General features: G+C 66.6%; 10 protein-coding genes. All 10 read right to left on the reverse strand.

The features are described 5' to 3' along the window. Window positions 1-40: 40 nt before the first annotated feature. The 10 genes from fusA to rplA all read right to left on the reverse strand — a co-directional run bounded on the left by fusA (window position 41) and on the right by rplA (window position 14,871). Window positions 41-2,137, reverse strand: coding sequence for an elongation factor G (gene fusA / locus H0524_RS04505; protein WP_180197488.1), 2,097 nt, complete (start codon window positions 2,135-2,137; stop codon window positions 41-43). A gap of 74 nt (window positions 2,138-2,211) precedes the next feature. Then, window positions 2,212-2,682 carry a 30S ribosomal protein S7 gene (gene rpsG / locus H0524_RS04510; RefSeq protein WP_012015128.1) on the reverse strand — a complete coding sequence of 157 codons (471 nt, stop codon included), beginning with the start codon at window positions 2,680-2,682 and terminating at the stop codon, window positions 2,212-2,214. 1 nt (window position 2,683) lies between these two features. Beyond that, the gene (gene rpsL, locus H0524_RS04515) at window positions 2,684-3,058 is read right to left on the reverse strand and encodes a 30S ribosomal protein S12 (RefSeq protein ID WP_007465318.1); all 375 of its coding nucleotides are present in this window, start codon (window positions 3,056-3,058) and stop codon (window positions 2,684-2,686) included. Window positions 3,059-3,540: 482 nt separating this feature from the next. Beyond that, window positions 3,541-3,912 carry a hypothetical protein gene (locus H0524_RS04520; RefSeq protein ID WP_180197614.1) on the reverse strand — a complete coding sequence of 124 codons (372 nt, stop codon included), beginning with the start codon at window positions 3,910-3,912 and terminating at the stop codon, window positions 3,541-3,543. Between the two features lie 372 nt (window positions 3,913-4,284). Next, complete coding sequence (locus tag H0524_RS04525) at window positions 4,285-4,656, reverse strand: hypothetical protein (protein ID WP_180197489.1); 372 nt, start codon at window positions 4,654-4,656, stop codon at window positions 4,285-4,287. Between the two features lie 127 nt (window positions 4,657-4,783). After that, window positions 4,784-8,677 carry a DNA-directed RNA polymerase subunit beta' gene (locus H0524_RS04530; RefSeq protein ID WP_018726249.1) on the reverse strand — a complete coding sequence of 1,298 codons (3,894 nt, stop codon included), beginning with the start codon at window positions 8,675-8,677 and terminating at the stop codon, window positions 4,784-4,786. An 80-nt stretch (window positions 8,678-8,757) separates the two neighbouring features. Further along, complete coding sequence (locus tag H0524_RS04535; RefSeq protein WP_180197490.1) at window positions 8,758-12,189, reverse strand: DNA-directed RNA polymerase subunit beta; 3,432 nt, start codon at window positions 12,187-12,189, stop codon at window positions 8,758-8,760. Window positions 12,190-12,768: 579 nt separating this feature from the next. Further along, entirely contained in the window at window positions 12,769-13,155 is a 387-nt protein-coding gene (gene rplL, locus H0524_RS04540; protein ID WP_018217070.1) for a 50S ribosomal protein L7/L12, read from the reverse strand. A gap of 55 nt (window positions 13,156-13,210) precedes the next feature. Further along, entirely contained in the window at window positions 13,211-13,756 is a 546-nt protein-coding gene (gene rplJ, locus H0524_RS04545) for a 50S ribosomal protein L10 (RefSeq protein ID WP_018217071.1), read from the reverse strand. Window positions 13,757-14,154: 398 nt separating this feature from the next. Further along, a complete protein-coding gene (gene rplA / locus H0524_RS04550; protein ID WP_018217072.1) occupies window positions 14,155-14,871 on the reverse strand; it encodes a 50S ribosomal protein L1 in 717 nt (238 codons plus the stop codon). Window positions 14,872-14,887: the final 16 nt, after the last annotated feature.

Here is a 14,887-nt window from a genome sequence, read left to right on the forward strand (position 1 = left end):
CCGCGACCCGCCCCGGCTCATCAACCGGCTCAGGCGAGTGTCACTCGCCGGTCGCCTTGGCGATGATCTCCTTCGCCACCGAGGCCGGGACCTCGGCGTAGGAGTCGAACTGCATGCTGTAGCTAGCCCGGCCCTGGGTCTTCGACCGCAGGTCGCCGACGTAGCCGAACATCTCCGACAACGGCACCAGGGCACGGACGACGCGGGCACCGCCGCGATCCTCCATCGCCTGGATTATGCCTCGACGGGAGTTAATATCGCCGACGACGTCACCCATGTTCTCCTCTGGAGTGGTGACCTCAACGGCCATCATCGGCTCGAGCAGCGCCGGATCGGCCTTGCGGGCCGCATCCTTCAGCACCATCGAACCAGCGATCTTGAACGCCATCTCAGACGAGTCGACCTCGTGGTATTGACCGTCCACCAGGGTCATCTTCACACCAACCAACGGGAAGCCGGCCAGAATGCCGTATCGCATGGCATCCTGCGCACCCGCGTCCACCGAGGGGATGAACTCCCGGGGGATGCGACCACCGGTGACCGCGTTGGCGAACTCGTAGGTCGGAGAATCGTTGTCCAGCGGCAACGGCTCCAGGCTGATGATCACCCGGGCGTACTGACCGGAACCACCGGTCTGCTTCTTGTGGGTGTACTCGATCTTCTCCACCTTGCGGCGGATGGTCTCGCGGTACGCCACCTGTGGCTTACCGATGTTCGCCTCGACGTTGAATTCGCGGCGCATCCGGTCCACCAGGATATCCAGGTGTAGCTCCCCCATCCCGGAGATGACCGTCTGCCCGGTCTCGTCGTCCAGCTTGACGCGGAAGGTTGGGTCCTCCTCAGCCAGTCGCTGGATGGCGGTGCTGAGCTTCTCCTGGTCGGCCTTGGTCTTCGGCTCGATGGCCACCTCGATGACCGGCTCCGGGAAGGTCATCGACTCAAGAATAACCGGGTTCGCCGGGTCGCAGAGGGTGTCACCGGTGGTGGTCTGCTTCAGACCCTGAACCGCGATGATGTCGCCAGCCTTGGCGGAGCCGCGCTCCTCCCGCTTGTTGGCGTGCATCTGGTAGATCTTGCCGATCCGCTCCTTGCGGTCCTTGGTGGAGTTGACCACCTGCGAACCGGTCTCGACCACACCGGAGTAAACCCGGACGTAGGTCAGCTTCCCAAGGTGCTTGTCGGTCTGAATCTTGAATGCCAGACCGGAGAAGGGCTCCGAGGTGGACGGCGTCCGCAGCAGCGGAGTCTCACCGTCGGTCGCGGTGCCCTCGATCGCCGGGACGTCCAGCGGCGACGGCAGGAAGTCGACCACGGCGTCCAGCATCGGCTGGACGCCCTTGTTCTTGAAGGCGGAGCCACAGAGGACCGGGTTGGCCTTACCGGCGATGGTCGCCCGACGGATAGCGGCCTTGATCTCCTCGACGGAGAACTCCTCGCCCTCCAGGTACTTCTCCATCACCGCGTCGTCGACGTCGGCCAGCGTCTCCATCAGCTTCTCGCGCCACTCGGCGGCGACGTCGGCCAACTCAGCCGGGATCTCCTCGACCGCGTAGTCCTCGCCCTTCTGGGTTTCCCCACGCCAGGTGAGGGCACGCATGTCGATCAGGTCAACGACGCCGATGTGCTCGGACTCGAGCCCAATCGGGACCTGAAGCACCAACGGAGTGGCGTTGAGCCGGTCCACCATCATCTGGACGCAGCGGAAGAAGTCCGCACCGGTCCGGTCGAGCTTGTTGACGAAGCACATCCGCGGGACGTTGTACTTGTCGGCCTGACGCCAGACGTTCTCCGTCTGCGGCTCCACGCCGGCAACGCCGTCGTAGACCGCGACCGCACCATCCAGAACCCGCAGCGACCGCTCGACCTCGACCGTGAAGTCGACGTGGCCGGGCGTGTCGATGATCTGAATCGTGTGGCCCTTCCACTCGCACTTCGTGGCGGCGGAGGTGATCGTGATACCGCGCTCCTGCTCCTGCTCCATCCAGTCCATGACGGCAGCGCCCTCATGAACCTCACCGATCTTGTAGGTAATACCGGTGTAGAACAGGATTCGCTCGGTGGTAGTGGTCTTACCGGCATCGATGTGCGCCATGATACCGATATTGCGTACGTTGGCGAGCGCGTCTGCGGCGGCCACTTCAATCCCTACTTATCGTCGTCTCGACACAACTGGTGTGGTTCCGGCGCCGAGACGGCGCCGGAACCCGGGTGTTACCAGCGGTAGTGCGCGAAGGCCTTGTTGGACTCGGCCATCTTGTGGGTGTCCTCGCGCCGCTTGACGGCGGCACCGAGGCCGTTGCTCGCGTCCAGCAGCTCGTTCATCAGCCGCTCAACCATGGTCTTCTCGCGCCGGGCACGGGCGTAGGTGACCAGCCAGCGCAGGCCCAGGGTGGTGGCGCGGGCCGGACGAACCTCGACCGGCACCTGGTAGGTGGCGCCACCAACCCGACGGCTGCGCACCTCGAGCGTCGGCTTGACGTTGTCCATCGCCCGCTTGAGGGTGACCACCGGGTCGGTGCCGGACTTCTCCCGGCAGCCCTCCAGCGCCGCGTAGACGAGGGTCTCGGCGAGCTGACGCTTGCCGCGCAGCAGGATCTTGTTTACCAGCTGGGTGACCAGCGGCGAGTTGTACACCGGGTCAGCGACCAGCGGCCGCCGCGGAGCGGGTCCCTTACGCGGCATCTCAGCTCTTCTCCTTCTTAGCGCCGTAGCGGCTACGCGCCTGCTTGCGGTTGCGGACACCCTGGGTGTCCAGCGAGCCACGTACGATCTTGTACCGCACGCCGGGGAGGTCCTTCACCCGGCCACCGCGGACCAGCACGATCGAGTGCTCCTGGAGGTTGTGACCGACACCCGGAATGTAGGCGGTCACCTCGATCTGGCTGCTGAGCTTGACCCGAGCGACCTTACGCAGTGCCGAGTTCGGCTTCTTCGGGGTGGTGGTGTACACCCGGGTGCACACGCCCCGCCGCTGCGGGGACCCCTTCAGGGCGGGGGTTTTCGTCTTGGTCGTCTTGGCCTGACGGCCCTTTCGGACCAGCTGCTGAATGGTGGGCACCGGGTTTCTCCGCTCCCTTCGGTCGCCAGCAGGCAACCGCGCCGTCTGCTTCTAGCCGGCCGGATGGACGGCTCTCCTACATTTCAACCAGGGCCACCTGCCGGGGTCCCAGCACCCGCGGTCGGGCGTGTCGCCGATTCGCGGTTTCCCGGTCGTCACTCACGGGCGAAAACCGGGTTTGGTCACCGGCGCGAGGTGGCCGGATCTCTGGCTGTCGTCGTGCACCGCGAGCACACCCACGAAGCGAGATCACAGCGCACGCACGAACTGCCCAGGCATGCCTGGGCACAAGGGGAAAGGGTACCTACCACAACCGCGCAGGTCAAAACTGGGCGGCCAGCGGGTTCACCCACCGGTCGAGACCGTTCGGCCTGCGCGCCCGTGCCGGGCACCTACCTAGTCAAGTGTACCGGCTGCACCTGGCGACGATCCCGCGGCCCTCGGTTCCCAATGCGCCGCACAATCAGCCATAAACCCAACGATCAGGACAGCCCCACGAGCAGCGCCAACCCAAGCCCGCTCAGGTTGAGGAGCAGCCCGGCGCCACCGCAGCCCACCCCGGCCCAGGCCAGTCCCCGCCCGGAGAACCGGACCGCCGGCGGCGGCATCGGCCGACGGATCTGCCGCAGCCCGAACAAACCGACACCAACAGCGCTCGCCCCGGTAAGGACACCCAGCATGGCGAAGGCTCCTGCAGCCCACGCACCGTCCCCACCCGCCCCAATTACGCCGAAACCGGCCACCGGCAACGACACCAGAATCGAAACAATCCCCACGACCAGGGACCCCACCGCGAGACCGGAGGTGACCGCCGGTACGTCGAGGTGCACAACCCCGAACGGCGTACCCGGCACCGGATGAATCTGACTCGGCCGACCCAACGCCTCCCGCGGCGGAGGCGGAGCCACCACCGGCAGGGGGCCCCAACCGGGGGTTGAGGTCGGTGGCGTGCCCGCCGGGCCGGACGGCGCTGGTGGCCGGGCCCACGGGTCTGGCGTCGGCGCCCCCAGCCGCGGCGGAGCGGACGCGCCCTCCGCTGGACCCCGCGGCCCGCCGGGCGCCGTCGGGTCGGTGCCCGGCGGGGGTACCGGATCGGTGCCCTGCGGGCGTGCCGGATCGGTCACAGGTCCTCCAAGTCGGCAGTCGACGCCCAGGCGCCGAACATCGGTCAGGCTACCGCTGCGCGGCCAGCGGGCAATGCCCGACTTGGTCAACGCTCCCACCGGTCAGTCCACGTTTGGGGCGAAATCCTGGCCGTAGGGGGCCTCCGCCAGCCGGATGACACCGATCACCACCAGAACGGTCACCACGACCATGGTCAGCACCAGGCCGGTCCAGGCCAGTCGCTCCCCTCGCCGTAGCCACGCCGCTCCGGTCAGAAATCCCCCAGACAGGTACGCCTCACGACGCGCCTGCCGCGCCAACACGAGTGCCACGGTGGCCGGCACCACTCCCCCGACGAAGAGGCCGGTCAGTGCTCCGAACAGCCCGAGCGCGAAGACCGCCCGCGCCTTGGTTGACCGCATCGGATCCGGGTCCTGCGGGTGCCGGGGCAGCCCCGGCAGGGCGAGCGGGGAGGGCCCGGCAGCGGTGCTCATGCCCCCATCATGCCCGGACTCAGATCGGAACAGACCTCGAGCCGGCTACCCAGCGGATCACCGACACCGACACCACCGAACACGACGCGGCCCCCGGCATCGCCGGGGGCCGCGTCAATCGTGGGATCTAGCGGTACGACCCGAAGTCGAAGTCGTCCAGCGGGACCGCCTGGCCACTGGCCGGCCCGAAGCCGTAATCGGTCTCCGGGTAGCCGGTCATCGAGTAGACCTTGGCCTTCGCCTCCTCGGTCGGCTCGACCCGGACGTTGCGGTACTTGCTGATGCCAGTACCAGCCGGGATGAGCTTACCGATGATCACGTTCTCCTTGAGCCCGATCAGCGAGTCGCTGCGAGCGTGGATCGCCGCATCCGTCAGCACCCGGGTGGTCTCCTGGAAGGAGGCCGCCGAGAGCCAGGAGTCGGTGGCCAGGGAGGCCTTCGTGATACCCATCAGCACCGGACGGCCAGCGGCAGGTTCGCCGCCCTCGGAGACGAGCCGGCGGTTCTCCGACTCGAACAGGGCCCGGTCCACGAGCACGCCCGGCAGGAACTCGGTCGAGCCGGAGTCGATCACCGTCACCCGCTTGAGCATCTGCCGGATGATGATCTCGATGTGCTTGTCGTGAATGAGCACACCCTGCGAGCGGTAGACCTCCTGGACCTCCTGGGTCAGGTGGACCTGGACCGCACGCGGACCGAGGATGCGGAGCAGCTCGTGCGGGTCGATCGTACCCACCGTGAGCTTCTCGCCGACCTCGACGTGATCGCCGTCGTTGGCCAGCAGTCGGACCCGCTTCGAGATCTTGTCGTAGGCGATCTCGTCGCTGCCGTCGTCCGGCACCACGATGATCTTCCGGGACCGCTCGCCATCCTCGATCCGGACCCGACCAGGGGTGTCCGCGATCGGGGCCTTGCCCTTCGGGATGCGAGCCTCGAAGATCTCCTGGACCCGGGGCAGACCCTGGGTGATGTCCTCCCCAGCGACACCACCGGTGTGGAAGGTACGCATCGTCAGCTGCGTACCCGGCTCACCGATCGACTGGGCGGCGATGATGCCGACCGCCTCGCCGACATCCACGGTCTTGCCGGTCGGGAGCGAACGGCCGTAGCAGGCCCCACAGACGCCCAGCTTCGACTCACAGGTGAGCACGCTGCGGACTCGGACGGACTCCACCCCGGCGGCGACGATCTTGTCCACCAGAATCGAGTTGATGTCCGCGCCCCGCTCGGCGACGACGGTGCCGTCCGGCCCCTTGATGTCGTCAGCCAACGTACGGGCGTGCACGCTGGTCTCCGCGTGTTCGTGCACGACCAACGAACCGGCCTCGCCGGCGAGCTGACCCACCTGCATCGGAATGGCCCGGTCGGTGCCGCAGTCCTCCTCGCGGATGATCACATCCTGCGAGACGTCCACCAGACGACGGGTCAGGTAGCCCGAGTCGGCGGTACGCAGGGCGGTGTCCGCCAGACCCTTACGGGCACCGTGCGTGGAGATGAAGTACTCCAGCACCGACAGGCCCTCACGGTAGGAGGCCTTGATCGGACGCGGAATGATCTCACCCTTCGGGTTCGCCACCAGGCCACGGATCGCGGCGATCTGCCGGAGCTGAAGCAGGTTACCGCGGGCCCCCGAGTTGATCATCTTCCAGAGCGGGTTCTCCTGCGGTAGCGCGGTGTCCATCTCCTTGGCGACCTCGTTGGTCGCCTTGGTCCAGATCTCGATGAGCTCACCGCGACGTTCCTCGGCGGTCATCAGACCACGCTGGTACTGCTTGTCGATCCGGTCGGCTTCCTTCTCGTACCGACCAAGGATCTCCCGCTTACGCGGCGGCGCGAGGACATCCTCCATCCCGATGGTCACGCCGGACCAGGTGGCCCAGTGGAAGCCGGCCTCCTTGAGACCATCCAGGGTGGCCGCGAGAGCGACCTTCGGGAAACGCTCGGCGAGGTCGTTGACGATCGCGGAGAGCTGCCCCTTGCGGATCTCGTAGTTCACGAACCGGTATCCCGGCGGCAGGGTCTCGTTGAACAGAACCCGACCGAGTGTCGTCTCCACCGTGATCGGATCGCCCTCGACCCAGCCCTCCGGCGCGGTCCACGGCTCGGCACCGGGGCCACTCTCGACCCCGACGAGACCCCGCAGCCGAATCTTCACCGGCGCCTGCAGGTGCAGTTCACCGTTGTCGAACGCCATCCGGGCCTCGGCGTCCGAGCTGAACGCCCGGCCCTCGCCCCGCTCACCCGGGGTGCGGTGGGTGAGGTGGTAGAGACCGATGATCATGTCCTGGGTGGGCATGGTCACCGGCTTGCCGTCCGCCGGCTTGAGAATGTTGTTGGACGAGAGCATCAGGATCCGTGCCTCGGCCTGCGCCTCGGCTGACAGCGGCACGTGCACCGCCATCTGGTCACCGTCGAAGTCGGCGTTGAACGCGGTGCAGACCAGCGGGTGGATCTGGATCGCCTTGCCCTCGACCAGCTGCGGCTCGAACGCCTGGATACCCAGTCGGTGCAGGGTCGGCGCCCGGTTGAGCAGCACCGGGTGCTCGCCGATGACCTCCTCGAGCACATCCCAGACGACCGGCCGCTGCCGCTCGACCATCCGCTTGGCGGACTTGATGTTCTGTGCGTGGTTGAGGTCCACCAGCCGCTTCATCACGAACGGCTTGAACAGCTCCAACGCCATCTGCTTGGGCAGGCCGCACTGGTGCAGCTTGAGCTTCGGACCGACCACGATAACCGACCGGCCCGAGTAGTCGACCCGCTTGCCGAGCAGGTTCTGCCGGAACCGGCCCTGCTTGCCCTTGAGCATGTCGGACAACGACTTGAGCGGACGGTTACCCGGACCGGTGACCGGTCGACCACGACGGCCGTTGTCGAACAACGCGTCAACGGCCTCCTGAAGCATCCGCTTCTCGTTGTTGACGATGATCTCGGGAGCACCGAGATCGATCAGCCGCTTGAGCCGGTTGTTCCGGTTGATCACACGGCGGTAGAGGTCGTTCAGGTCGGAGGTCGCGAAGCGGCCACCGTCGAGCTGCACCATCGGGCGCAGGTCCGGCGGGATGACCGGGACGCAGTCCAGCACCATGCCGAGCGGCGAGTTGCTGGTGTTCAGGAACGCGGCGACCACCTTGAGTCGCTTGAGCGCCCGAATCTTCCGCTGCCCCTTGCCGGTACGGATGGTCTCCCGCAGGCTCTCCGCCTCGGTGCCGAGGTCCATGTTCTGGACCAGGGCCTTGATCGCCTCGGCCCCCATCCCGCCGGTGAAGTACTCGCCGAACCGGTCGCGCAGCTCCCGGTAGAGCAGCTCGTCGGTGACCAGCTGCTTCGGCTCCAGCTTGCGGAAGGTTTCCAGCACCTCGTCCAGGCGGTCGATCTCGCGCTGGGCCCGGTCGCGGATCTGGCGCATCTCGCGCTCTCCGCCCTCCTTGACCTTGCGCCGGACGTCCGCCTTGGCGCCCTCGGCCTCCAGCTCGGCGAGGTCGGCCTCGAGCTTGCCCGCCCGCTTCTCGATCTCCGAATCCCGGCTGTTCTCGGACTGCCGCTTCTCGGCGAGAATCTCGTTCTCGATCGTGGCCAGATCCCGGTGACGCGCATCGGCGTCCACACTCGTCACCACGTACGAGGCGAAGTAAATGATCTTCTCAAGGTCCTTGGGGGCAAGATCCAGCAGGTAGCCCAGCCGGCTCGGCACGCCCTTGAAGTACCAGATGTGGGTCACCGAGGCAGCGAGCTCGATGTGCCCCATCCGCTCCCGGCGGACCTTGGACCGAGTCACCTCAACGCCGCAGCGCTCACAGATGATGCCCTTGAAACGGACCCGCTTGTACTTACCGCAGTAGCACTCCCAGTCCCGCTGAGGACCGAAGATCTTCTCGCAGAAAAGCCCGTCCTTCTCCGGCTTGAGAGTGCGGTAGTTGATGGTCTCCGGCTTCTTGACCTCGCCGTGGGACCACTGCCGGATGTCGTCGGCGGTGGCGAGGCCGATGCGCAGCTCGTCGAAGAAGTTGACGTCGAGCACGTTATATCCCTCGTGTCGTGTCTGATCTCTAGCTAGCTCTCGGCGGGGTTGCGGGCCGGCCGGCCCGCAACCCTCGCCACTCACACCTCTTCGACCGAGCTCGGCTCACGCCGGGACAGGTCGATGCCCAGCTCCTCCGCGGCCCGGAACACCTCGTCGTCGGTCTCCCGCATCTCCAGGGCCACACCGTCGCTGGAGAGCACCTCGACATTGAGGCAGAGCGACTGAAGCTCCTTGAGTAGCACCTTGAACGACTCCGGGATGCCCGGCTCCGGGATGTTCTCGCCCTTGACGATCGCCTCGTAGACCTTCACCCGGCCGAGGACGTCATCGGACTTGATCGTCAGCAGCTCCTGCAGGGCGTACGCGGCACCGTACGCCTGCATCGCCCAGCACTCCATCTCACCGAAGCGCTGGCCGCCGAACTGCGCCTTACCACCCAGCGGCTGCTGCGTGATCATCGAGTACGGACCGGTCGACCGCGCGTGGATCTTGTCGTCAACCAGGTGGTTGAGCTTCAGGATGTAGATGTAGCCGACCGCGATCGGGTCCGGCAGCGGCTCGCCGGAGCGACCGTCCAAGAGTTGGGCCTTACCGGACGAACCGATCAGCTGCTTGCCGTCCCGGTTGGCCCGGGTGGAGGCGAGCAGACCGGAGATCTCCTCTTCGCGGGCACCGTCGAAGACCGGGGTGGCCACGTTGCTGTCCGGCTCGGACTCGGCGGCACTGATCGCCTGGAGCTGCCGCTTCCACTCGGCGTCGTCCCCCTCGACCTTCCACCCGGTCTTGGCCACCCAGCCGAGGTGCGTCTCCAGCACCTGGCCGATGTTCATCCGGGATGGCACACCGAGCGGGTTCAGCACGATGTCGACCGGGGTCCCGTCCTCAAGGAACGGCATGTCCTCCACCGGCAGGATCTTGGAGATGACACCCTTGTTGCCGTGCCGGCCGGCGAGCTTGTCGCCGTCCTGAATCTTCCGCTTCTGGGCGACATAGACCCGGACCAGCTCGTTGACGCCCGGCGGCAGCTCGTCGCCGTCCTCGCGGGAGAAGGTACGCACCCCGATGACCGTGCCGGTCTCGCCGTGCGGCACCTTCAGCGAGGTGTCCCGGACCTCGCGCGCCTTCTCGCCGAAGATCGCGCGGAGCAGCCGCTCCTCGGGGGTCAACTCGGTCTCACCCTTGGGCGTGACCTTACCGACCAGGACATCGCCGGGGACGACCTCGGCACCGATCCGGATGATGCCCCGCTCATCGAGGTCGGCGAGCATCTCCTCGCTGACGTTCGGGATGTCGCGGGTGATCTCTTCCGGCCCAAGCTTCGTGTCCCGGGCGTCAACCTCGTGCTCCTCGATGTGAATCGAGGTCAACACGTCCTGCTGCACGAGGCGCTGCGACAGGATGATCGCGTCCTCGTAGTTGTGGCCCTCCCAGGTCATGAACGCCACGAGCAGGTTGCGCCCGAGCGCCATCTCGCCGTCGTCGGTACACGGACCGTCGGCGATCACCTGGCCGGCCTCGACCCGGTCCCCCTCGAACACGACCGGCTTCTGGTTGACGCAGGAGCCGGCGTTGGAACGGCGGAACTTGTGCAGCAGGTAGGTACGACGGTGGCCGTCGTCCTGGTGCACGGTGATGTAGTCGGCGCAGAGGTCCTCGACGACACCGCCGAACTCGGCGACCACCACGTCGCCGGCGTCCACGGCGGCCCGGTACTCCATGCCGGTGCCGACCAGCGGCGCCTCGGCCTTGACCAGCGGCACCGCCTGGCGCTGCATGTTCGCGCCCATCAGCGCACGGTTGGCGTCGTCGTGCTCGAGGAACGGGATCATCGCGGTCGCGACCGAGGTCATCTGTCGCGGCGACACGTCCATGTAGTCCACGGCCGCCGGGGGCACGTCCTCGGTCTCGCCACCCTTACGACGGACCAGGACACGGTCCTCGGCGAACGAGCCGTCCGCCCGCAGCGGTGCGTTGGCCTGCGCCTTGACGAAGCGGTCTTCCTCATCCGCGGTCAGGTAGTCGATCTGGTCGGTGACCCGACCGTCAACGACCTTCCGGTACGGCGTCTCGATGAAGCCGAACGGGTTGACCCGGGCAAAGGTGGACAGCGCGCCGATCAGCCCGATGTTCGGGCCTTCCGGCGTCTCGATCGGGCACATCCGACCGTAGTGCGACGGGTGTACGTCGCGGACCTCGAATCCGGCCCGCTCCCGGGACAGACCACCGGGGCCAAGAGCACTGAGCCGACGCCGGTGGGTGAGGCCCGCCAGCGGGTTGGTCTGATCCATGAACTGGGACAGCTGCGACGTGCCGAAGAACTCCTTGATCGCCGCCACCACCGGACGGATGTTGATCAGGGTCTGCGGCGTGATCGCCTCGACGTCCTGCGTGGTCATCCGCTCCCGGACAACCCGCTCCATCCGGGACAGGCCGACCCGGACCTGGTTCTGGATCAACTCACCCACGGTACGTAGCCGACGGTTACCGAAGTGATCGATGTCGTCGGCCTCGTAGCCCTCCTCCCCGGCGTGCAGCCGGCAGAGGTACTCGACGGTGGCGACGATGTCGTCCTGGGTGAGCACCCCGGTGTCGATCGACAGGTCCAGTTCGAGCTTCTTGTTGAACTTGTATCGGCCGACCTTGGCGACGTCATACCGCTTCGGGTTGAAGAAGAGGTTGTCGAGCAGGGTCTGGGCGTTCTCCCGGGTCGGCGGCTCGCCCGGACGCAGCTTGCGGTAGATGTCCAGCAGCGCCTCGTCCTGGCTGCCGATGTGGTCCTTCTCGAGCGTGGTCATCATCAGCTCGGACCAGCCGAACCGCTCGCGGATCTGCTCCGCCGTCCAACCGATAGCCTTGAGCAGCACGGTGACGGCCTGCCGACGCTTACGGTCGATCCGAACCCCGACGGTTTCGCGCTTGTCGATGTCGAACTCGAGCCAGGCACCCCGACTCGGGATGACCTTCACGCTGGAGAGGTCGCGGTCGGAGGTCTTGTCCGGCTGCTTGTCGAAGTAGACACCCGGCGACCGGACGAGTTGGCTGACGACGACGCGCTCGGTACCGTTGATGATGAAGGTGCCCTTCGGCGTCATCATCGGGAAGTCACCCATGAACACCGTCTGGCTCTTGATCTCGCCGGTGGTGTTGTTGGTGAACTCCGCGGTCACGAAGAGCGGGGCGCAGTAGGTGAGATCCTTCTCCTTGCACTCCTCGATCGAGGCTTTGACCTCGTCGAAGCGTGGGGCCGAGAAGGAGAGTGACATAGTGCCGGAGAAGTCCTCAATGGGACTGATCTCGTCGAGAATCTCCGCGAGACCCGAGCGCGCGTGCGGATCGTCCGCCGACCGGCCCTGCCACGCCTCGTTGCCTACCAACCAGTCAAAAGACTCGTTCTGAATGGCAAGGAGGTTGGGGACCTCGAGGTGTTCGGTAATCCGACCGAAAGAAACTCGGCGGGGAGCGAAAGCGCTCGACGTACGACTGGTCTTCGCAGGGCGGGAAGCTGCCAAGATGCGTCCTTCCGAGGACCGGTGCTGCAGAACGGCTGGTACGCGCGCACTCCAATAACCCCACCAGAAATATCCACAAACGGACATTTCCGAGCAGGGGTAAATTCGGAAGGCAGCGCAAACTAGCAGTGTAGCCGAGAGTCTGGCCGCTGTCCAGCCAACCCCGCAGGTCATCGCGGAACGCGCCTCGGAACCTCATGCCGGGCCGCTCAGAACGCGACACTCCCACCGGGCCACCTTGCGGCCACCGGGCGACTCGCCGAGCCCGCACCCAAGTGGTGGCCGTTGCAAGCGCGGAAAGTCTTGCTGGTTTCAGCGTGCCTGCCCGGCCGGGCCGCGTCAAGGGCCGGCTACCGCCGGCTGCGACCCCACCGCTGCCCGCCAGCATCGGAGACCCGGCGCAGCCAGATGGGCAGCACCGACGGGCCAGGCTCCCACCAACCGCGCGGAACACCCAGCTCGACTGGGGCAACCCACGCCACCAACACGGACGGGCGGCGATCCGCTGACCGGATCACCGCCCGTCGTGCCGCAGGGCGCCCCCGCACACGGGGACACCCTGCCGGGGTTAGCAGAAAGTCACTTGAGGGTGACCTTGGCGCCCTCGCCCTCGAGCTTGGCCTTGGCCTTGTCGGCGGTCTCCTTGTTGGCCTTCTCCAGGATCGCCTTCGGCGCGGACTCAACCAGGTCCTTGGCCTCCTTGAGGCCCAGGCCGGTCAGCTCACGCACGACCTTGATGACCTGAATCTTCTTGCCGCCATCGGCCTCGAGGACGACGTCGAACTCGTCCTTCTCCTCCTCGACCGGCGCAGCAGCACCGGCGGCCGGGGCACCAGCGGCCACGGCGACCGGCGCCGCGGCGGTGACCTCGAAGGTCTCCTCGAACTGCTTCACGAACTCAGAGAGCTCGATCAGCGTCATCTCCTTGAACGCGTCGAGCAGCTCGTCGGTGCTGAGCTTCGCCATATCTGGCGTCCTTTCTCAAGTGGTGTTGCTAAGAATCGTGTGCACCGGGACAGCCTCAGGCCGCCTCGGCGCCTTCCTTCTCGCGCTTGTCCTGCAGGGCAGCCGCCAGGCGGGCCGTCTTGGCCATCGGCGCCTGGAACAGCGACGCGGCCTTGCTCAGGTTGCCCTTCATGGCACCGGCCAACTTGGCCAGCAGCACCTCGCGGGACTCCAGGTCGGCGAGCTTCGTGACCTCGGCCGCAGAGATGGCCTTGCCCTCGAAAACGCCGCCCTTGATGACCAGCTTCGGGTTGGTCTTCGCGAAATCGCGAAGCCCCTTGGCCGCCTCGACGACGTCGCCCGAAACAAAAGTCAGCGCGGTAGGACCGGTGAACAGCTCGTCGAGCCCGGAGATACCCGCGTCCGCCGCGGCACGCTTGGCCAGCGTGTTCTTGGCGATGGTGTAGGTGGTCTCCGTGCCGAGCGAGCGCCGCAGCTGGGTGAGCTGGGAGACCGTCAGACCACGGTACTCGGTCAGCACGGTCGCACCCGCGTTGCGGAAGCTCTCGGTCAGCTCGACGACGGCCGTGGCCTTGTCGGCCCGGATCGGCTTGTCCGCCATGTCCCTCCTCTCTCGTTACTCCAGGCTGGTCACCGTCATCGGCGGTAGCCGACGGCGGATCCGGAGGAAACACAGCAACGAGAAAAGCCCCGGCGCAGGGCGCACGGGGCGAAAGGCTGGTGCTGGCACCACAGTCGGCGGACCGTGGGAGACAACCTGTTTTCGCTTACCGCCCTGCGCGGGTCGCCCGTCGTCGCGGAACCTTCGACCGTGCCGAGGCACGGTGACCAGCGGTCTCTGGGTGGAACTTCGCGACAAGAATACGCGATGCCCGCGAGGGCTGCCACACCGCCCCCACCAGCCCTACCGCCCACCACCCGGCCGACCTCCACCCGGTCAGCCAGAAAGCCGAACGGGGCCCCACCAGCCGGCAGGGCCCCGTTCGCACGCAGTCGTGCTCAGCCCTCGGCGGAGCTCTCCTGCAGGTTCTTTACCGCGTTCGGGTCGACCGGAACACCCGGGCCCATCGTGGTGGTGAGGGTGACCTTCCGCAGGTACTTACCCTTGGCCGCGGACGGCTTCACCCGCAGGATCTCGTCGAGGACCGCCGCGTAGTTCTCCACCAGCTGGCTCTCGGAGAACGAGGCCTTCCCGATGATCAGGTGCAGGTTGGAGTGCTTGTCCACCCGGAAAGCGATCTTACCGCCCTTGATGTCCGCAACGGCCTTGGCGACGTTCATCGTCACCGTGCCGGTCTTCGGGTTCGGCATCAGACCGCGCGGGCCCAGGATCCGCGCGATCCGACCAATCTTGGCCATCTGGTCCGGCGTGGCGATCGCCGCGTCGAAGTCGAGCCAGCCGCCCTGGATCCGGGCGACCAGCTCGTCCGTGCCCACCTCGTCGGCACCGGCGGCAACGGCCTCCTCGGCCTTCGCGCCGGCGGCGAACACGATCACACGCGCGGTCTTACCAGTGCCGTGCGGCAGGTTGACCGTGCCGCGCACCATCTGGTCCGCCTTACGCGGGTCGACGCCGAGGCGCATCGCGACCTCGACCGTGGCGTCGAACTTCGTGGAGGTGCTCTCCTTGGCCAGCTTGACGGCCTCGGCGGGGGTGTACAGCTTCGACCGGTCGATGGCCGCAGCCGCCTTGCGGTAGTTCTTGCTGTGCTGCATCTGTGGTTACTCCTGT

The sequence above is a fragment of the Salinispora sp. H7-4 genome (assembly GCF_013416675.1).
GTDB classification, from domain to species: domain Bacteria; phylum Actinomycetota; class Actinomycetes; order Mycobacteriales; family Micromonosporaceae; genus Micromonospora; species Micromonospora vitiensis.